Source organism: Micromonospora sp. NPDC005215, assembly GCF_040607915.1.
GTDB lineage: Bacteria > Actinomycetota > Actinomycetes > Mycobacteriales > Micromonosporaceae > Micromonospora.
Window position 1 is genome coordinate 14,868 of record NZ_JBEXHQ010000039.1, and the last position, 20,103, is coordinate 34,970.

Below are 20,103 nucleotides of genomic sequence, written 5' to 3' on the forward strand. Positions count from 1 at the left end.
TTTCCGGGGGGCATCCCGTGGCACCCGATGGGGGTGGGGCGCTCAGCGGTCGTCTGCGGAGACTTCAACGATCGGGCGGGGGTCGGCATTCCGACCCGGGTACCAGCGGTCCAGCCCGGCGAGCGGGGTGGCGGGCCGGTGGTGCTGCGATCGTCCAGGGTGTGTAACGACCCCGGCCACGCCACGATTCCGGCCCACCGGTGCACCCGGTCACAGGTCAGACGCCCCCGAAACGGACAACCGCGCACCGGCTCGTCCCTCCTACGCCGGAACCCGACAGTGCGCACCAGACCACCCACACCAGGGATGATCCACTCGACTTCATGGAGATCGCGGTATCCGGGACGGGCTGATACCCCGACTTCACGGAAGTCGAGTCGATCATGGGGTGGGTGAGGCCTGACGCCCTGCTCAGGGCCGGAAATTCGGTTGAATCTGGGCGTCGGCGCCGCCAGGCTGAAGTCTCCGCCACCCCCACGCCCGGAGGACTTCCATGCGTTTGCTCCGTGATCTGTGGGGCACCTCGGCACGTCGGATGACGGTCGTGGCCGTCCTGATCCTGCTCGGCGCCGCCGGTCAGGCGGGCGCTTCGGCGCTGGCCGGTGCGGTGCTGGTGCACCGGTCGGCCGGCTTCTTCGCCGTGCTGGCCGCGGCGCTGGTCGCGGTGGTGCTCAGCGACCTCGCGGTGAGCCTGCTGATGGCCGGCGTGACCGCCGACTGGTCCGCCGACGTACGCCGCAGGCTGTGCCGGGTCGCTCTCGGGCAGGACCTGCCCACCCTGGAGACCACCCCGGTGGGCGAGCTGCTCGACCGGATCGACGGGGACGTCTACCAGGTGGCGTCGGCGATCCGTAACCAGGGCACCCGGCTCGCCCAGGGCCTCTGCGTCGGCCTGTTGTCGATGATCGTGGCGTTGGCCGTGTGGTGGCCGGCCGGGGTCGCGATGCTGCTGCTCACGGTGCTGCTCGCAGCCGGCCTGCGGGGGCCCACCGCGCGGATCGCGCCGGCCCGGATGCGCGAGGAGGAGGCGTGGTCCGACCTGGCCGCCGTGATGGAGGAGGCGGTGCACGGCCAGGACGACGTACGCACCAGCCTGGCCCGGCCGTACGTGCTGCGGCTCTACGCCCGGCGGGCCGCCGCCGTGCTGTCCCGGGGCGGCCTGGTCTGGGTGTTGTCCGCCCGGGTGGCCGCGGCCGCCACCGCGACGATCCGGGCCGGCATCGGCGCGGTGGTGCTCGGCGGGGCCTGGGCGTTGACCACCGACCGGATCGACGCCGCCCGGCTCACCGCCATCTGGCTGCTCGCCCTGGCCTTCGGGGCCACCGCGGAACACGTCAGCCGGATGGTGCCGGAGATCCAGGAGGCTCTGGGCGCGTGGGCCCGGGTGCAGTTGCTGCACAAGGCTCGGCAGGAGCCCGTCGGCGGCGCCAACCCGACCGAGGGTGACCTGCGCATCCGCGACCTGACCTTCGAATACGAGGTGAGCGGCCCCGAGGGTGGCCGGGGGGCCGCGCTGCGCGGGCTCAGCCTCACCTTCGCGCGCGGACGCTCGTACGCGCTCATCGGGCGGACCGGCTCGGGCAAATCGACGTTGGCGAAGGTGCTCACCAGGGCGGTCGACGTGCCGTCGGGCACGGTCTTCCTCGGCGGCACCGACCTGTGCGACCTCGACGTCGAGCAGTTGCGCCGCTGGGTGGCACTGGTGCCGCAGCGCACCGAGATCCTGGCCGGCACTCTCGCGGAGAACGTCGCGCTCTACGACCCGGAGCTGCTCGACGCCGCGGCAAAGGCACTTGACGAGTTGGGCCTGGCCGGCTGGATCGCCGAGTTGCCGGACGGGTTGGCGACCCGTCTGGGGGAGGGCGGGCACGTGCTCTCCGCCGGCCAGGAGCAGCTGGTGGCGTTCGCCCGGATCCTGGTCCGTGACCCGCACGTGGTGATCCTCGACGAGGCCACCGCGCGGCTGGATCCGGTCACCGAGGCGCGGGTGCAGCGGGCCACCGAACGACTGTTGCGCGACCGGATCGGCATCGTCATCGCGCACCGGCTCTCCTCCGTGCGCCGCTGTGACGAGGTGGTGGTGCTGGCCGACGGCGCGGTGGTCGAGGCCGGTCCCCTGGAGACGTCGACGCGTTTCGCCGAGTTGCTGGCGACCAGTCACGCCGCCGCGTACGCCGCGGTGGCACCGGCCGGCCGCGCCGGCGTCGGCACCGACCTGCTGGTCGGGCCCGGCCCGGCCGACGCCTGGCCGAGTGAGCCGACCACCGCGCCGGTCGAGCAGGTCGGGCCGACGCGGGCCGACCCACCACCGCTGCCGCCGGTGCCGCCGGCCCGGACGCTGCGGGAGATCGTCCGACTCTGCCTGAACGATCCCCGGTACGGGCTGGCCGCGATCGGGTTGTTCCTCGGGCTCAGCCTGCTGGGGATGGACGGCCCGTTGCTGCCCTGGCTCTGGGCCGACCTGGTCGACGGGACCGGCAACCCGTACCTGCCGGCGGTCGGGATCGTGGCCGGGCTGCTGGTCACCCTGCCGCTGCCGTATTACACCCACGTCTGGTTCCCGCAGTGGTGGGTGCGGCAGATGCTGCGGATCGGCCTGCGTCTGGTGCACGGCCAGACCGGGCCGCGCCGGGTCAGCTCGCACACCCCGGCGGAGGTCGTGGCGCAGGGCGGCGACACCGAGCGGGTGGTCCAGCTCGCCGACAACGTGCTGGACCAGTGCGTCGCGCTGGTCCTGGTGGTCGCCATGACGGCGGTCACCGGCAGTGTCGTACCGGGGCTGTTCTTCCTCGGCACGATGGTCGTCTCCGGGCTGGCCGCGACGCTGTTCGGGCCGAAACTCGAACGTGCGGCCCGGGCGACGGTGGCGGCGCGGGCCGCCTTCGCCACGGCGCTGGTCTCCGCGCTCTCCGCGGCGCGGACGGTGAAGCTCGCCGGCGCGACCAGTGCGGTGCTGCGCCACCTGGCGAGCCTGGACGTGCTGCGCAGCGACCGGCAGCGGCGGGAGATCTCGGTGCAGGTGTGGGCGCGTTCCACGCCGTCGATGGCCAGCGGACTGTTGCCGATCGGCGCGTGGGCGCTCTACCTGAGCGGCTCGCTCTCCGCCGGGACGGTGCTGGTGGCCGTCTCCACGTTGGGCGCGGCGCGCTGGTTCGCCTGGACCACCGCTTCGTTGATCTCCCAGCTACCGTCGGCGCGGGTCTGGACGCGGCGCACGGTGGCGATGACCGGAGTGAGCGCGTACTCCGCGGGGGTTGCCGCGGTCGACCTGGCCGCCGGGACGGCGCCCGCGCCGACGCCCGCGCCGCGGCATCCGCTGCGACGGCTGGAGCTGCGCGGTTTCGGGGTGGTGCACTCCGACGGCACGGTGGCCGTCCGCAACGTGGATCTGACAGTGCAGCGGGGGCAGTTGGTGCTTGTCGTCGGGCCGGTGGGGTCGGGCAAGTCCTCGCTGCTGCGGGCGCTGGCCGGGATCGTGCACCACACCGGTGAGCTGGCCTGGAACGGCGACCCAGTCACCGAGCCGGAGCTGTTCCTGCGCCCCAACCAGGTCGGCTACGTCGGCCAGTTGCCCCGGGTGCTGTCCGGCACGGTCGCGGACAACATCGCGCTCGGACACCAGGTGGACGCGGCCGACGCGGTCAGCACCGCCCAGCTCGACCACGACCTGGCTGCCGCCGGCGGTGGGCTGGGTCTGCTCATCGGGCACAAGGGCACCCGGCTCTCCGGCGGGCAGTTGCAGCGGTTGGCGTTGGCTCGGGCGCTGGCACCGCGTACCGAACTGCTTGTCGCCGACGACGTGTCGTCGGCGCTGGACGTCACCACCGAGCTGGCGTTGTGGCAGGCGTTGCGCGGACACGGGGTGACAGTGGTCGGCTCGACCGCGAAGCGCGCCGCGCTGGTCCGCGCCGACCACGTGGTGGTGCTGCTCAATGGCACGGTGGCGGCCCAGGGCAGCTGGCAGGACCTGGAGGGCGACTGGTCGCATCTCGCCGGCTGAACGGTGGGGCGGCTGCCGGCGTGGCAGCCGCCCCACCGGCGGGATCAGGCCGCGCGGGCGTACTGCGCCGGCCCGGAGTAGACGACGCCGAGCTTGGCGGCGGCCCGGCGCGGCCAGTACGGGTCGCGCAGCAGCTCCCGGCCGAGCAGCACCAGGTCGGCCTCGCCGCCCGCGATGATCTGCTCGGCGTGCTCGGGCTCGACGATCAGGCCCACCGCGCCGGTGGGTACGCCAGCCTCGCGGCGGATCCGGGCGGCCAGCGGCACCTGGTAGCCGGGGCCGAGCGGGATGCGCTGGTCCGTGCTGACGCCGCCGGAGGAAGAGTCGACCAGGTCGACGCCGACGCCGGCCAGCTCACCGGCGAGCACCACGCTGTCCTCGATCGTCCAACCGCCCTCGACCCAGTCGGTGGCCGAGATCCGGGTCAACACCGGCACGTCCTCGCCGACCGCGGCGCGCACCGCGCGGGCCACCTCCAGGGTGAGCCGCATCCGGGCGGCCCGGTCGCCGCCGTAGGAGTCGGTGCGGTGATTGGTCAGCGGCGAGAGGAACTCGTTGAGCAGGTAACCGTGCGCGGCGTGGATCTCCACGGCGGCGAAGCCGGCGGCCAGCGCGCGCGCGGCGGCGACCGCGAACGCCTCGACCACACCGGCGATGCCGGCCTCGTCGAGGGCGGTCGGCTCCCGGTAGCCGGCGGTGAACGGCTCCGAACCGGGCGCGACGGGCGTCCAGCCGCCCTCGGCGTCCGGCACGCCACCGCGCGCCGGCGCCCACGGCCGGTAGGTGGAGGCCTTGAACCCGGCGTGCGCGAGCTGCACGGCCGGCACCGCGCCGTGGGCGGCGACGAACGCGGTCACCGGTCGCCACGCGTCGACGTGCGCGCCGGACCACAGCCCGGTGTCCTGCGGGCTGATCCGTCCCTCGGGGAGCACGGCGGTCGCCTCGGTCAGCACCAGACCGGCGCCGCCGACCGCGCGACTGCCCAGGTGGATCAGGTGCCAGTCGGTGGGCAGACCGTCCGGGCCGGCGGAGTACTGACACATGGGCGCCATGGCGACCCGGTTGGGCAGTGTGACGGCGCGCAGGGCCAGGGGGGTGAACAGGGAACTCATGGGGTTCATCCTCTCGAAGACGGCGACAGGCCCCCCGGGGGAGGGGCCCGTCGTCGTCGGTGTGCTCTGGTCAGGCGGGAACAGGAGTCAGCTCGGGTCGGGTCTCGGCGACCGGCTCCGGCTCGGTCAGGTCGCGCCGGCCGGCGGACTCGTACGCGACCCGGTCGAGGGTGCCCTCGCGGGCGGCGACCACTGTCGGCACCAGAGCCTGCCCGGCCACGTTGGTGGCGGTGCGGATCATGTCCAGGATCGGGTCGATGGCCAGCAGCAGGCCGGCGCCCGCCAGCGGCAGGCCCAACGTGCTGAGGGTCAGGGTGAGCATCACGATCGCGCCGGTCAGGCCGGCGGTGGCCGCCGAGCCGACCACCGAGACGAACGCGATAAGCAGGTAGTCGGTGACGCCGAGGTGTACGCCGAAGACCTGGGCCACGAAGATCGCGGCGAGTGCCGGGTAGATGGCGGCGCAACCGTCCATCTTCGTGGTGGCGCCGAAGGGCACCGCGAACGAGGCGTACTCGCGGGGAACGCCGAGCCGCTCGACGGAGCGCTGCGTCACCGGCATGGTGCCGACCGAGGAGCGGGACACGAAGGCCAGCTCGATCGCCGGCCAGGCGCCGGCGAAGAAGCGCAGCGGGTTGAGGCGGCCGGCGAGGATCAGCACCAGCGGGTAGACCACGAACAGCACGATGGCGCAGCCGACGTAGACGGCGGTGGTGAACTTCGCGAGGGGGGCCAGCAGGTCCCAGCCGTACGAGGCGACGGCGTTGCCGATCAGGCCGAGGGTGCCGATCGGGGCGAGGCGGATGACCCACCAGAGCGCCTTCTGGACGATCTCCAGCAGGGAGCGGTTCAGCGCGACGAACGGTTCGGCGGCGTCGCCGACCAGCAGGGCTGCCGCACCCACGACGAGGGCGAGGAAGACGATCTGCAGGACGTTGCCCTCGACGAACGCGCCGACCGGGTTGGTGGGCACGATGCCGGTGAGGAAGTCGGTCCACGAGCCGGTGTTCTTCGGCGGCGCGGCGCCACCCAGGTCGAGGGTCACGCCCTTACCGGGGTTGACGAGCAGGCCGAGGCCGATGCCGATGCTCACCGCGATCAGCGCGGTGATGCCGAACCACATCAGGGTCTTGAGCGCGAGCCGGGCGGCGTTGGCCACGCCGCGCAGGCTGACCACGCTGACCACGATGGCGGTGAAGACGAGCGGCGGTACGGCCAGCTTGAGCAGCTGGATGAAGAGGCCACCGACGGTGTGCAGAGTGCTGGTCAGCCAGCTCAGGTCGTTGGCGCGGGCCAGGAAGCCCAGCGCGACGCCGAGCACGAGACCGAGCAGGATCTGCACGGAGAAGGGAATCTTGCGCAGGCTGAAGGGCATGAGGAATCTATCCAATTGTCCGGTCTGATCGGGGCAGGCGTGAAAAACGCAGCTAGCCCGGACAGACGCCGCTGGCCTGTAGTCGGAGATCGACATACAGGCGGACGGTGAGGCCCCAGACATTGGTCATCGCTAGCCGAGAATACGCCGCTGGTCGGGTATCGCAAGGAGCGGTCGAGGTGAGGATCCTTACAAGGAGGGTGCCTGCCGGCGATCCAGGGCCAGGGCGGTGGCGGTGGTGATGCCCCAGGCGACAAGCAGCGCGAGGACCAGCCGCTCCAGCACACCCACCACCGCGCCCCGGCCGACGACGAGCATGACCAGCCCGACCGTCGCGCAGAGCGGCAGGGCCAGCGCGGCGGTCACGGCGGCCAGCCGGCGCACCGCCGGGCCGGCCGGCCCGGACACGGCGAGCGTGAGCATGGCGAAGACCACCGACGCGGTGCCCGCGATGCTCGCGCCGCCGTGCACCAGATCCGCGGCCGTGGCCCGCTCGAACGGCGGCAGCGGACAACCGGCGGAGCAGGTCACCGCCCCGGACACCGCCGCGAACACGGCACCGGCGGCGAGCAGCGCCGGCGCCGCCCACACCCCGGGAGGCAGCGCGACGCCGATCAACAGCAACGCGGCGGCCAGAGCGAGGATTCCGATCCGGTACGTCGCGGCGTGTCCACTGCCGGCGATGCCGGCCTCGCTGACGTACCCGGTGAGCCCGGGACCGGGACCGGCGACCACGGCGACCGCCACCGCCACCGCCCCGGCCAGCGCGCAACCCGCCGCGGCGGAAGCGGCGACCCGGCGGGCGACGTCCGCGCCGGACCTCGGCGCGGTCGTGGTGCCGGAGCGACTCGGCTCAGCCACGCCCGTGTGGTGTGTGCCAGCCGGACTCGTCCGGCCCGAGTGGCACGATGCCGCTGGGGTTGATCTCCCGGTGGGTGCCGTAGTAGTGCCGCTTGATGTGGTCGAAGTCCACAGTCTCGCCGAAGCCCGGGGTCTGGAACAGGTCCCGCGCGTACGCCCACAGGACCGGCATCTCGGTCAGCTTGTCGCGGTTGCACTTGAAGTGGCCGTGGTAGGCGGCGTCGAAGCGGATCAGCGTGGTGAACAGCCGCACGTCGGCCTCGGTGATCGCGTCACCCATCAGGTAACGCTGCCCGGCCAGCCGCTCGGAGAGCACGTCCAGCCGGGCGAAGAGTGCCCGGAACGCCTCCTCGTACGCCTCCTGCGAGGTGGCGAACCCGCACCGGTAGACGCCGTTGTTGACGTCCGCGTGGATCTCGGCCATCAGCGTGTCCAGCTCGGGGCGCAGCGCGACCGGATACAGATCCGGTGCGTCGGGCGCGTGCAGCGACCGCCACTCGGTGGAGAAGTCGAGGGTGAGCTGCGGGTAGTCGTTGGTGACCACCCGACCGGTCACTGTGTCGACAAGCGCCGGCACCGTCACCCGGCCGGTGTAGTCCGGGTCGGTCGCCAGGTACGCCTCGGAGAGGAAGCTCACGCCGAGGACCGGGTCGAAGCCGTCCGGGTCGAGGGCGAACGCCCAGCCCCGCTCGTCACGGATCGGGTCGACGGTGCCCAGCGAGATCGCGTCGTCCAACCCGAGCAGGCCGCGCACGATCCTTGCCCGGTGCGCCCACGGGCAGGCCCGGCACCAGATCAGCCGGTACCGGCCGGCCTCCAGGGGCCACCGGTCCTGCTCGTCCGGGCCGCCGCCGGGCGGGGAGGTCGAGTCGGCGGTGACCCGACCGGTGAACCGGTTGGGCTGGCGGACGAACGAGCCGCCGCCACTGGTCTCTGCGCTGAACTGGGCCCGAGCCATGCCGTCAACCTATCCGTTGCCGGCGCGGATATCCTGGCGGCCGGCAGCCCCCGCGACCCGGTGGGCGTGCCCACCCCCGCCGTCTGCACCCCGAAGGACTCGCGATGACCGTGGCATACCTGGTGGCCGGTGTCCGTACCCCGATCGGCCGGTACGCTGGCGCGCTGGCCGGCGTCCGCCCCGACGACCTGGCCGCGCACGTGATCCGTGAGCTGGTCGCCCGCCACCCGTCGGTGGACTGGGCGCGGGTGGACGACGTCGTGCTCGGCTGCGCCAACCAGGCCGGCGAGGACAACCGCAATGTGGCCCGGATGGCGGCGCTGCTGGCCGGCCTGCCCGAGGAGGTGCCGGGCAGCACCGTCAACCGGCTCTGCGGCTCGGGCCTGGACGCCCTGGCCACCGCCGCCCGAGCCATCGTGGCCGGGGACGCGGAGTTGATGGTCGCCGGCGGGGTGGAGAGCATGAGCCGGGCGCCCTTCGTGATGCCGAAGGCCACGTCGGCGTACTCCCGCTCCGCCGAGGTGTACGACACCACCCTGGGCTGGCGGCTGGTCAACCCGTTGATGCGCGACGGGTGGGGCGTCGACTCGATGCCGGAGACGGCGGAGAACGTGGCCGCCGAGTACGGCGTCAGCCGGGCCGAGCAGGACGCCTTCGCGTACCGCTCCCAGCAGCGTGCGGCCAGGGCGCAGGCCGACGGCCGGTTCGCCGAGGAGATCGTGGCGGTGTCCGTGCCGGCTGGTCGGCGCGAGACCCGGCTGGTCGAGGTCGACGAGCACCCCCGGGAGACCACGCTTGCGAAGTTGGCCGCGCTGCCCACCCCGTTCCGCGACGGCGGCACTGTCACCGCGGGCAACTCCTCGGGCGTCAACGACGGCGCTGTCGCGCTGCTGGTGGCCAGCGAGGCGGCGGTGCACCGCTACGGACTCACCCCGCTGGCCCGGATCGGCGGTGCGGCGGTGGCCGGCGTGCCGCCCCGGATCATGGGGATCGGCCCGGTGCCGGCCACCCGCAAGTTGCTCGACCGGGTGGGCGTCGAGGTCGGCGCGGTGGACGTGGTGGAGCTGAACGAGGCGTTCGCCGCGCAGTCCGTGGCGGTGTTGCGGGAGCTGGGTCTGCCGGTGGACGCCGACCACGTCAACCCGAACGGTGGGGCCATCGCGTTGGGGCACCCGCTCGGTGCCAGTGGCGCGCGGCTGGCGCTGACGGCCGCCCTGGAGTTGCGCCGTCGCGGTGGTCGCAGGGCGCTGGCCACCATGTGCATCGGCGTCGGTCAAGGCATCTCGCTGTTGCTGGAGTCAGCCGCCTAGAGTGGTCCACACCACACGACCCGCGGGTCGGCCGGTGGTCGTGCACGCCCGTCGACGCCGGAGCTGTCCCGCGCCGCGGCGATGAACTGGGGAGCACGCTGATGCCGGACGGACTGCCGACCGAGATCGATCTGACCAGGCCGAGCGCGGCCCGGGTGTACGACTATTTCCTGGGCGGGGCGCACAACTTCGAGATCGATCGGCAGCTGGCCGAGCAGATCGCCAGCATGACCCCGAATCTCGCCGCCACCATGCGCTCCGGCCGGGAGTTCCTGCGTCGGGCCGTCCGGGTGCTCCTCGACGCCGGCATCGACCAGTTCCTCGACATCGGCTCCGGAATTCCCACAGTGGGTAACGTTCACGAGGTGGCCCAGACGGTCAACCCGAAGGCCCGAGTGGTGTATGTCGACATCGACCCGGTGGCGGTCGCGCACAGCCGGGAGTTGCTCGCCGGCAACGAGCTGACCGGTGTCATCCACGCCGACCTGCGCGAGCCGGAGCGGATCCTCGCGGAGACCCGGCGGCTCGGGCTGATCGACTTCAGCCGGCCGATGGGCATCCTGCTGGCCGGGGTGGTGCACTTCATTCCGGACCGCGACCGGCCTGAGGAGATCCTGGCCACGCTGCGGGCCGTCGCCGCGCCGGGCAGCTTCCTTGTCGTCTCGCACTCCACCTTCGAGGACCAGCCGCAGGAGATGCTGGACGCCCAGCGGCTCTCCGCACGGACGGACACCGAGATCACCCTGCGCTCCCGGGCGCAGGTCACCGGCTTCTTCGGCAACTGGACGCTCCTGGAGCCGGGCGTGGTGCACATGCCGCTCTGGCGTCCCGACTCGCCGTCCGACGTGGACGAACACCCGGAGCGGTTCGGCGCCTTCGGTGGTGTCGCCCGGTACGACCAGCCCGCCGGCTGATCGACGTGACCGCCGTCCCGGACCCCGTCCGCCGGGCCGACGCCCAGGGGTACGCCGCCGACTGGGCCCGCGCGATCCGCCGCCTCGGTTTCGTGCCGCTCAGCGTGGCCGAGACCGAGCGGCTGCTGCTGGCGCACACGATCCGGCTGGCGCAGGCGGTGCGTGCGGAACCGTTCAGTGCCGACCCGGCCGAGGCGGTCGGTCGGGCGCTGGTCGAGGCGCACCTCACCGCACCGCAGGCCCTGGACTGGACGCTGCGCGCCCTCGGTACGGACTTCCCGGACCGGGTGCTCTCCGCCGTCGACCGACCGGCGGACCTGCCCGAGCGGATCGCGGCAGTGCAGGGCGGGCTGGCGGCCGGGTTCGCGCGCGCGCTGCGCGACCGCACCTTCAGCCAGCAGGAGCAGATCGCCCGGTCTGCCTGGCAGGCACGGGACCGGGTCGAGCAGGCACTGCGCGACAGCGAGGCCCGCTTCCGGGCGGTCTTCAGCGGCGCAGCGATCGGCATCGGCATCGCCGGTGTGGACGGCCAGATCATCGATGTCAACCAGGCGTTCGCCGACATGCTCGGCTACTCGATCGAGGAGTTGCGCGGCAGCGACGTGGCGGCGCTGTTCCACGCCGACGACGCCGCCGGGATGTGGGAGCTGTACCAGGAGCTGATCGACGGTAAGCACGACGCCGCCCGGGTGGAGAAGCGCTACCACCGCAAGGACGGCAGCGTGGTCTGGACGGATCTGGCCGTCTCGCTGATCCGGCACGGCGACGGGCGACCCCGGTTCACCGTCGCGATGATCGAGGACATCACCCAGCGGTACGAACTCCAGCAGCGGCTGCGCTTCCAGGCGCTGCACGACCCGCTGACCGGGCTGCCCAACCGGACGTTGTTCTTCGAGACGCTGGGCCGGGTCCTCGACGCCGCGGGCGCCGGGCAGCGGGTCGGGGTGTGCTTCCTCGACCTGGACGGCTTCAAGGCGATAAACGACAGCCTCGGCCACGACCTCGGCGACCAGCTGCTGGTGGTGATCGGCCGCAGGCTGGCCGCGTGCGTGGCCGACCACGGCCACCTGGTCGCCCGGATGGGTGGCGACGAGTTCGTGATCCTGGTGGACGGCGGCGACGACATCGACGACGCGGTGGCCGTCGCGGAGTCCGCGTTGGCCGCCGTCGCGGCCCCGGTGCACGTCGGTGACCACCAGTTGGCCGTGTCGGCAAGCGTGGGCATCGTGCAGTGCCCGGCGGCGGAGACCACCCCGTCCGAGCTGATGAAGGCGGCGGACACCACGCTCTACTGGGCGAAGGGGGCGGGCCGGGGCCGCTGGGCGGTCTACGACCCGGAGCGCAGCGCCCGGGACATCGCCCGGTCGGCACTTGTCGCCGGGCTGCCGGCCGCGCTGGACCGGGGCGAGTTCGTGCTGCACTACCAGCCGATCGTGTCGCTGCTGGAGGGCACGATGCTCGCGGTGGAGGCGTTGGTCCGGTGGGAGCACCCGGAGTTGGGCCTGCTCGGGCCGGACGGGTTCATCGGCCTGGCCGAGGAGACCGGCCTGATCGTCCGGCTCGGCGAGTGGGTGCTGCGGCGGGCCTGTCACGACGCCGAGCGGTGGCATCGGCAGTTCCCCGACGCCCGGCTGGTGGTCAGCGTCAACCTGGCCGCGCGGCAGGCCGACGACCCGGCGATAGTGGACACGGTGGCGGACGTGCTGCACACCAGCGGACTGCCTGCCGACCTGCTCCAGTTGGAGCTGACCGAGAGCGCCGTGATGGGCAGCGCCGGTGAGCCCCTGCGCAGCCTGCATCGGCTCGCCGCGCTCGGCGTCCGGCTGGCCGTTGACGACTTCGGCACCGGTTACTCCAACCTCGCGTACCTGCGGCGGCTGCCGATCCACTCGCTGAAGCTCGCCGGCCCGTTCGTCGAGGGGATCCGCGCCGACGGGACCGACGTCGTGGCCGACCACCGCGACGAACGGATCGTCGACGCGTTGGTCCGCCTGGCGCACGCCCTGGAGCTGTGGGTCACCGCCGAGGCGGTCGAGACCGGGGTGCAGGCCGAACGACTGCGGGCGCTGCGGTGCGACACCGGGCAGGGCCGGTACTTCGGCGCCCCGGTCCCGGCCGACGCGATCACCCTGCGCCTGCGTGGCGGGGTGATCGCGTGAGCCTGACGGATTCGCAGACGGTGGTGACTGTGGTGGCCGGGCTGGCCATCCTGGCCGGACTGGCCGGCGTGGTGGTGCCCGGCCTGCCGGCGTTGCCGCTGTGCTGGGGTGGCGTGCTGGTCTGGGCGATCTTCGGTGGTGCCGGGATGGGTGGTTGGGCGGTGTTCGCCGCCGCCACTGTCGTCGCGGCGGGCGGCATCGTGATCAAGTACGCGTGGCCGGGCCGGAACCTGAAGAACACCGGCGTGCCGACGTCCACACTGCTCGCCGGCGGGGTGCTCGGCATCGTCGGGTTCTTCGTGGTGCCGGTCGTCGGGCTGGTGCTCGGCTTCGTCGCCGGGGTGTGGGCGGCGGAGCGGCTGCGGCTGGGCAGCAACCGGCTCGCCTGGCCGTCCACCGTGCAGGCCATCAAGGCGGTCGGCCTGTCGATGCTTGTGGAGTTCCTGGCCGGCCTGACCGTCGCAGCCCTCTGGGTGATCGGTCTCCTGCTGACCTGACGACGGGGGCGCGGGGCACTTTTCGGGTACGGCGGAGCGCCGTACGTGAGAGAGGCGTGCCCCGCGCCGCGGTCCGGGCGGTCCGAGTGCCCGGGAGTGGCCCGTTGATCGGGCCTGGTCACGGGCTTAAGGATGAGGGCCGGGGCGGTCCGGTGGCAACGCAATTAGCCCTCCGGCGGTGAGATTCCCACCGACGACGTATTGACCGCCTTGATCAGCCGGGACGACACTTTGCGCACTCGCACGCGGAACCACCTCAGGGAGGTGTGCAGTGGCCACGACGCCCGTGCCGACCGCCGAGCAACCGATGGACGACGACGCCCGACGGCTCGCCGAACTCGGCTACAAACAGGAGCTGCGCCGCAAGTGGAGTGGCTTCTCCAACTTCGCCATCTCGTTCTCGATCATCTCGATCCTGGCCGGCTGCTTCACCACCTTCGGTCAGGCGTGGAACAACGGCGGGCCGGTCGCCATCTCCTGGGGTTGGCCGCTGATCTCGCTGTTCATTCTGATCATCGGCTTCTGCATGGCGGAGCTGGTGTCGGCGTACCCGACCGCGGGCGGGATCTACTGGTGGGCGGCCACCATGGGTCGGCCGGTGCACGGCTGGTTCACCGGCTGGCTGAACCTGATCGGTCTGGTGGCGGTCACCGCCTCGGTCGACTACGGCTGCGCGACGTTCCTCAACCTCACCCTGTCGGCGCTCTTCGACGGCTGGGCCGGGACGCTGCGGCAGGCGTTCGTGCTCTTCGTGATCATCCTGATCCTGCACGGCCTGATCAACATCTTCGGGCACCGGATCATCGACGTACTCCAGAACGTCTCGGTCTGGTGGCACGTGGCCGGCGCGGCCGTCGTGGTGGCCATCCTGGTCCTCGTGCCCGACAACCACCAGAGTTTCCAGTTCGTGTTCACCGAGCGGTTCAACAACTCCGGCTTCGGTGACGGGGACATCGGTGGACTCACGTTCTGGTTCTACGTGCTGCCGCTGGGCTTCCTGCTGACCCAGTACACGATCACCGGCTTCGACGCCTGCGCGCACATCTCCGAGGAGACCCGGGGCGCGTCGCAGGCCGCCGCGCGGGGGCTCTGGCAGTCGATCTTCTATTCGGCGGTCGGCGGCTGGATCCTGCTGCTGGCGTTCCTCTTCGCGGCCACCGACGTCGAGGCGGTCAACGCGGCGGGCGGGTTCTCCGGCGCGATCTTCGAGTCCGCGCTGACCCCGGTCTTCTTCAAGATCGTCATTATCATCTCCACCATCGGGCAGTTCTTCTGCGGCATGAGCTGCGTGACGTCGATGAGCCGCATGGCATACGCGTTCAGCCGGGACCGGGCGGTGCCGGGATGGCGGCTCTGGTCGCGGGTCGACCGCAACGGCACCCCGGTCAACGCCATCATCGGCGCCACAGTGGCCGGCCTGGTGCTGACCCTGCCGGCGCTCTACGAAAGCTCGGCCGGCATCCCGATCGCCTTCTACGCGGTGGTCTCCGTCGCGGTGCTCGGGCTGTACCTGTCCTTCCTCATCCCGATCGCGCTGCGGCTGCGGATGGGCGACCGGTTCGTGCCCGGCCCGTGGACGCTCGGGCGCAAGTACAAGCTGCTCGGCTGGATAGCGGTGGTCGAGATCGCTGTCATCGCCGTCTACTTCGTGCTGCCGATCGTGCCCGCCGGGGTGCCCGGCAACGACGGCTTCACCTGGTCGGCGGTGAACTACGCGCCGCTCGCCGTCGGCGGGGTGCTGCTGGTGGTCGCCGTGTGGTGGTACGCCTCGGCCCGCAGGTGGTTCACCGGCCCGGTCCGTACCGTCGAGGAGCCTGCGAAGGCGACCGACCCGACGCCGGTCGACGGCCCCGCCTGACCGGCCACCGGCGGGCCGGGCGGTGCGCCGTCCCGCCGGTGACCGTCGGGTTTGCCGCACCCGCCGCCGAGGGCATTGACGGTGATCCGGTTTGCCAGTAGACCTTGGTGATGGAGGCCCGCGCATGACGAAAGCTCCGTTCACGCTGGAACAACTGCGGGTCGCCGTCAACGACGGTGAGATCGACACGGTGGTGCTGGCCCTTGTCGACATGCAGGGTCGGTTGCAGGGCAAACGGTTCCACGCGCCCTTCTTCCTCGACCAGGTGGTCGAGCACGGCAGCGAGGGCTGCAACTATCTGCTCGCCGTCGACGTCGACATGAACACCGTCGACGGGTACGCGATGTCGAGCTGGGAACGCGGCTACGGCGACTTCGCGATGGTGCCGGACTTCGCCACCTTGCGCCGGATGCCCTGGCAGCCGGGCTCCGCGTTGCTGCTGGCCGACCTGACCTGGCTCGACGGCTCCGGCGACGTGGTCGCCTCGCCCCGACAGATCCTGCGCCGGCAACTGGACCGGCTGGCCGAGCACGGGCTGACCGCGTACGCCGGCACCGAGCTGGAGTTCGTGCTGTTCCGCGACTCGTACGAGGATGCCTGGCGGCGCGGCTACCGGGACCTCACCCCGGCCAACCAGTACAACGTGGACTACTCGCTGCTCGGCACCGCCCGGGTGGAGCCGCTGCTGCGTCGGATCCGCACCGAGATGGCCGGCGCCGGGCTCACGCCGGAGAGCGCCAAGGGTGAGTGCAACCTCGGCCAGCACGAGATCGCCTTCCGCTACGACGAGGCGGTCGCCTGCGCCGACCACCACGTCATCTACAAGAACGGCGCCAAGGAGATCGCCGCCCAGGAGGGAATGGCGATCACCTTCATGGCCAAGCCGAACGAGCGGGAGGGCAACTCCTGCCACATCCACTTCTCGCTGCGGGACAGCAGTGGCGCCTCGGCGATGCTCGGCGACGGGCCGGCGCACCTGTCGCAGACCGGGCAGCGGGTGCTCGCCGGGCTGCTCGCCACCATGCGGGAGTTCAGCCTGCTGTTCGCCCCCAACATCAACTCCTACAAGCGCTACCAACCCGGCTCGTTCGCCCCGACGGCGCTGCGCTGGGGCGTGGACAACCGCACCTGTGCGCTGCGGGTCGTCGGGCACGGGCAGGGCATGCGGGTGGAGAACCGGGTGCCCGGCGCCGACGTCAACCCGTACCTGGCGATCGCCGGGCTGGTCGCCGGCGCGCTGCACGGCATCGACGGGGAGCTGGAGCTGGGCGCGGAGTGCACCGGCAACGCGTACGACGACCCGGAGGCCGAGCGTGTCCCGGGGACCCTGCGCGACGCCCTGGCACTCTGGAAGGAGTCCACTGTGGCCCGGGACGCGTTCGGCGCCGAGGTGGTGGCCCACTACGCCAACCAGGCGACTGTGGAACTGGCGGCCTTCGACGCCGCCGTGACGGACTGGGAGCTGACCCGTGGTTTCGAACGCCTCTGAAGCCTCCCGCGATCGCGCGGAGGAAGGGTGGGCGGGGGCGTGACGGTTCTGCTGGACCCCGCCAACGGGGAGATTGTGCGGGAGGTTCCGGGGGCCTCCACCGGCGAGGTCGACGCCGCCATCTCGCGGGCGGCTCGCGCCTTCGAGACCTGGCGGCGCGTGGCGCCGGGAGATCGGGCGCGACTCCTGCGGCGGTTCGCCGCCGTCGTCGACGCGCACGTGGAGGAACTGGCCGCGCTGGAGGTGCGCAACTCCGGTCACACCATCGGCAACGCCCGGTGGGAGGCCGGCAACGTCCGCGACGTGCTGGACTACTACGCCGGGGCCCCCGAGCGACTGACCGGGCGGCAGATCCCGGTGCCGGGCGGGCTGGACGTCACCTTCCACGAGCCACTCGGCGTGGTCGGCGTGATCGTGCCGTGGAACTTCCCGATGCCGATCGCCGCCTGGGGGTTCGTTCCGGCCCTCGCCGCCGGCAACACAGTGGTGCTCAAGCCCGCCGAGTTGACCCCGCTCACCGCGCTGCGGCTGGCCGAGTTGGCCCGCGAGGCGGGCCTGCCCGACGACGTGTTCGTCGTCGTACCGGGTCAGGGCGCGGTGGTGGGGGAGCGGTTCGTCAGCCACCCGGCGGTCCGCAAGATCTGCTTCACCGGCTCCACCGAGGTCGGCACCCGGATCATGGCCGGCTGCGCCGCCCAGGTGAAGCGACTCACCCTGGAACTGGGCGGCAAGAGCGCGAACATCGTGTTCGCCGACGCCGACCTGGAACGCGCCGCCGCGACCGCACCGGGCGCGGTCTTCGACAACGCCGGCCAGGACTGCTGCGCACGGTCGCGGATCCTGGTCCAGCGTCCGGTGTACGACCGCTTCCTGGCCCTGCTCGAACCAGCGGTACGCGCCGTGCGGGTGGAGGACCCGTCCCGGGAGACCGCCGAGATGGGGCCGCTGATCTCCGCGGCCCAGCGGGACCGGGTTGCCGACTACCTGCCCGATGCGCGGGTCGCCTTCACCGGCTCCTGCCCCGAGGGTCCCGGCTTCTGGCATGCGCCCACCGTGCTGCTTGCCGACTCCCCGGCCGACCGGCACTGGCGGGAGGAGATCTTCGGCCCGGTGGTGTCGGTGTTGCCGTTCGACGACGAGGCCGACGCGGTCCGGCTCGCCAACGACACCGAGTACGGGCTCTCCGGCTCGATCTGGACCCGGGACGTGGGTCGGGCCCTCCGACTGGCCCGTGCCGTCGACTCGGGCAACCTCAGCGTCAACTCGCACTCCTCGGTGCGCTACTGGACCCCGTTCGGCGGGATGAAGCGTTCCGGGCTCGGCCGTGAGCTGGGCCCGGACGCGCTGCATTCCTTCACCGACGTCAAAAACGTGTTCATCGCGACAGAGGAGTGACGCCAGTGCAGGGTCGGTTGCAGGACCGGGTGGCAGTGGTCACCGGAGCGGGCAGCGGCATCGGGTTGGCCACCGTGCGGCGGTTCGCCGCCGAGGGGGCCCGGGTGGTCTGCGTGGACATCGACGCGGCGGCCGGCACGAGGGCCGCCGAGGAGTGCGGCGGCGAGTTCGTGGCCACCGACGTGGCCGACGAGTCGGCGGTACGCGACCTGTTCGACGGGGTGGCCGACCGGCACGGCCGGGTGGACATCGCGTTCAACAACGCCGGCATCTCCCCGCCGGACGACGACTCCATCCTGGACACCGGCCTCGACGCGTGGGAGCGGGTGCTCCGGGTCAACACCACGAGCGTCTACCTCTGCTGCAAGTACGCGATCCCACACATGCGCCGCCAGGGCAAGGGTTCGATCATCAACACGGCGTCGTTCGTGGCGCTGATGGGCGCGGCGACGTCGCAGATCGCGTACACCGCGAGCAAGGGCGGGGTGCTGGCGATGACCAGGGAGCTGGGCGTGCAGTTCGCCCGCGAGGGCATCCGGGTCAACGCGCTCTGTCCCGGCCCGGTGGCCACCCCGTTGCTGCTGGAGCTGTTCGCCGCCGACCCGGAGCGGGCCGCCCGCCGGCTCGTGCACGTGCCGATGGGACGCTTCGGGCAACCCGAGGAGATCGCCGCCGCGGTGGCGTTCCTGGCCAGCGACGACGCCTCGTTCATGACCGCCGCGCAGTTCGTTGTCGACGGCGGCATCACTGGCGCGTACGTCACACCGCTGTGAGCGCGGGGAGCACGCCGGTCCGGCGAGCCTCGCGGTCGCGAACGGCGCCGGCCCGGCGGAGGCCGCTGGTCGGGATCAGCGCGTACGTCGAGCCCGCCGACTGGGCGGTCTGGCGGGGCGTACGGGCCGTGCTGGTGCCGGAGGCGTACGCGCGGGCGGTGACGGCCGCGGGTGGCCGTGCGGTGGTCCTGCCGCCGGACGACGTGGACGCGGATGTGGTGGCCGTCCTCGACGGGCTGCTGCTGGCCGGTGGCGCGGACGTGGGTGCGGGGCGGTACGGCCAGCGGCCCGACCCGCGTACCGAGGATCGGCCGGACCGGGATGCCGGTGAGTTGGTGCTGTTGGCCGCCGCGCTCGCCGCCGAGCTGCCGGTGCTGGGCGTGTGCCGGGGGATGCAGTTGCTCGCCGTCGCCTACGGCGGCACCCTGCACCAGCACCTGCCCGACGTGGTCGGTCACGAGGGGCACCGTCCGGCGCCCGCCGTCTACGGGACCCACCCGGCACGGTTCGCGCCGGGGAGCCTGGCCGCGTCGGTGCTGGCCGGGGCGGACCGGGTCAACTCGTACCACCACCAGGCGGTCGCCGATCCCGGTCGACTCGCGGTCACGGGTTGGGCGGAGGACGGTGTGATCGAGGCCGTCGAGGACCCGGCGCTGCCGTTCGTGCTCGGCGTGCAGTGGCATCCGGAGATGGAGGAGGAGCCGCGGCCGATCACGGCGCTGGTCCGGGCCGCCGCCGAGCGGCTGGGCAGCGCTGTGAGGTAGATCGCCCCCGACGGGTGGTGGGGCCGGTGGGAGGATCGCCGCATGGGCAAGGTCTATCCGGAGATCGACGGTCGGCTACGTGACTTCATCGCGGACCAGCCGGTCTTTTTCGTGGCCACCGCGGCGTCCGGCGCCGAGGGGCATGTCAATGTCTCCCCGAAGGGCATGCGGGGCACGTTCGTGATCCTCGGCCCGCACCGGGTGGCCTACCTCGACTATCACGGCAGCGGGGCGGAGACCATCGCCCACCTGCGGGACAACGGCCGGATCACGTTGATGTTCTGCGCCTTCGACGGGCCGCCGAAGATCGTCCGGTTGCAGGGCCGGGGCCGTAGCGTCGCGGTGACCGAGGAGGGCTTCGCCGACCGGCTCGCCGAGTTTCCCGCGCCGCCGGACGTGCACGCCGTCCGGGCCGTGATCACCATCGAGGTGGAACGGGTCAGCGACTCCTGCGGCTACGCGGTGCCATTGATGGACTTCCGCGCCGAACGCGACCTGTTACTCACCTCACACTCCCGTCGTACCGCCGACGACCTGGCGGTCTACCGGGCCACCAAGAACGCGGCGAGCATCGACGGCCTGCCCGTCTTCTGACTCGTCGGGGGTGCTGGAGACCGCCCATTCGACGCCGGTGCGCA

At 72.2% G+C, this 20,103-nt stretch carries 15 protein-coding genes; 11 read left to right on the top strand and 4 right to left on the bottom strand.

Translation table 11 applies throughout. The annotated features are described in order from the left end of the window. Window positions 1-493 precede the first annotated feature (493 nt). A complete protein-coding gene (locus ABZU25_RS25280; protein WP_355031849.1) occupies window positions 494-4,000 on the top strand; it encodes an ABC transporter ATP-binding protein in 3,507 nt (1,168 codons plus the stop codon). 44 nt (window positions 4,001-4,044) lie between these two features. On the opposite strand, the gene ABZU25_RS25285 is transcribed toward ABZU25_RS25280, so the two are convergent. The 4 genes from ABZU25_RS25285 to ABZU25_RS25300 form a co-directional block, all read right to left on the bottom strand. Further along, window positions 4,045-5,112, bottom strand: a complete 1,068-nt coding sequence (locus ABZU25_RS25285; RefSeq protein ID WP_355031850.1) for an NADH:flavin oxidoreductase/NADH oxidase — start codon at window positions 5,110-5,112, stop codon at window positions 4,045-4,047. Between the two features lie 70 nt (window positions 5,113-5,182). Further along, complete coding sequence (locus tag ABZU25_RS25290; protein WP_355031890.1) at window positions 5,183-6,475, bottom strand: dicarboxylate/amino acid:cation symporter; 1,293 nt, start codon at window positions 6,473-6,475, stop codon at window positions 5,183-5,185. Window positions 6,476-6,676: 201 nt separating this feature from the next. Beyond that, window positions 6,677-7,348, bottom strand: coding sequence for a DUF998 domain-containing protein (locus ABZU25_RS25295; protein WP_355031851.1), 672 nt, complete (start codon window positions 7,346-7,348; stop codon window positions 6,677-6,679). Further along, entirely contained in the window at window positions 7,341-8,306 is a 966-nt protein-coding gene (locus ABZU25_RS25300; protein ID WP_355031852.1) for a glutathione S-transferase C-terminal domain-containing protein, read from the bottom strand. The genes ABZU25_RS25295 and ABZU25_RS25300 overlap by 8 nt, the downstream gene beginning before the upstream one ends. Before the next feature lie 104 nt (window positions 8,307-8,410). On the opposite strand from ABZU25_RS25300, the gene pcaF reads away from it, so the two are divergent. From pcaF to ABZU25_RS25350, 10 genes are all read left to right on the top strand, one after another. After that, window positions 8,411-9,616 carry a 3-oxoadipyl-CoA thiolase gene (gene pcaF, locus ABZU25_RS25305; RefSeq protein WP_355031853.1) on the top strand — a complete coding sequence of 402 codons (1,206 nt, stop codon included), beginning with the start codon at window positions 8,411-8,413 and terminating at the stop codon, window positions 9,614-9,616. Window positions 9,617-9,717: 101 nt separating this feature from the next. Beyond that, window positions 9,718-10,530, top strand: a complete 813-nt coding sequence (locus tag ABZU25_RS25310) for an SAM-dependent methyltransferase (RefSeq protein WP_355031854.1) — start codon at window positions 9,718-9,720, stop codon at window positions 10,528-10,530. A 5-nt stretch (window positions 10,531-10,535) separates the two neighbouring features. Beyond that, the gene (locus ABZU25_RS25315; protein ID WP_355031855.1) at window positions 10,536-12,689 is read left to right on the top strand and encodes an EAL domain-containing protein; all 2,154 of its coding nucleotides are present in this window, start codon (window positions 10,536-10,538) and stop codon (window positions 12,687-12,689) included. Then, window positions 12,686-13,186, top strand: coding sequence for a DUF456 domain-containing protein (locus ABZU25_RS25320; RefSeq protein WP_355031856.1), 501 nt, complete (start codon window positions 12,686-12,688; stop codon window positions 13,184-13,186). Before ABZU25_RS25315 ends, ABZU25_RS25320 begins: the two co-directional genes overlap by 4 nt. Window positions 13,187-13,457: 271 nt before the next feature. Further along, on the top strand, window positions 13,458-15,044 hold the full coding sequence (locus ABZU25_RS25325) for an amino acid permease (protein WP_355031857.1): 1,587 nt from the start codon (window positions 13,458-13,460) through the stop codon (window positions 15,042-15,044). Between the two features lie 124 nt (window positions 15,045-15,168). Further along, window positions 15,169-16,533 (top strand): glutamine synthetase family protein, encoded by a 1,365-nt coding sequence (locus ABZU25_RS25330; RefSeq protein WP_355031858.1) that lies wholly within the window; start codon window positions 15,169-15,171, stop codon window positions 16,531-16,533. A gap of 39 nt (window positions 16,534-16,572) precedes the next feature. After that, window positions 16,573-17,928: an aldehyde dehydrogenase family protein gene (locus ABZU25_RS25335; protein WP_355031859.1), complete on the top strand. Its 1,356-nt coding sequence runs from the start codon at window positions 16,573-16,575 to the stop codon at window positions 17,926-17,928. Window positions 17,929-17,933: 5 nt separating this feature from the next. After that, on the top strand, window positions 17,934-18,701 hold the full coding sequence (locus tag ABZU25_RS25340) for a 3-oxoacyl-ACP reductase (protein WP_210784710.1): 768 nt from the start codon (window positions 17,934-17,936) through the stop codon (window positions 18,699-18,701). A gap of 65 nt (window positions 18,702-18,766) precedes the next feature. Further along, the gene (locus tag ABZU25_RS25345) at window positions 18,767-19,465 is read left to right on the top strand and encodes a gamma-glutamyl-gamma-aminobutyrate hydrolase family protein (protein WP_355031891.1); all 699 of its coding nucleotides are present in this window, start codon (window positions 18,767-18,769) and stop codon (window positions 19,463-19,465) included. 42 nt (window positions 19,466-19,507) lie between these two features. Continuing rightward, a complete protein-coding gene (locus ABZU25_RS25350; RefSeq protein ID WP_355031860.1) occupies window positions 19,508-20,059 on the top strand; it encodes a pyridoxamine 5'-phosphate oxidase family protein in 552 nt (183 codons plus the stop codon). The last annotated feature ends 44 nt before the right edge of the window (window positions 20,060-20,103 follow it).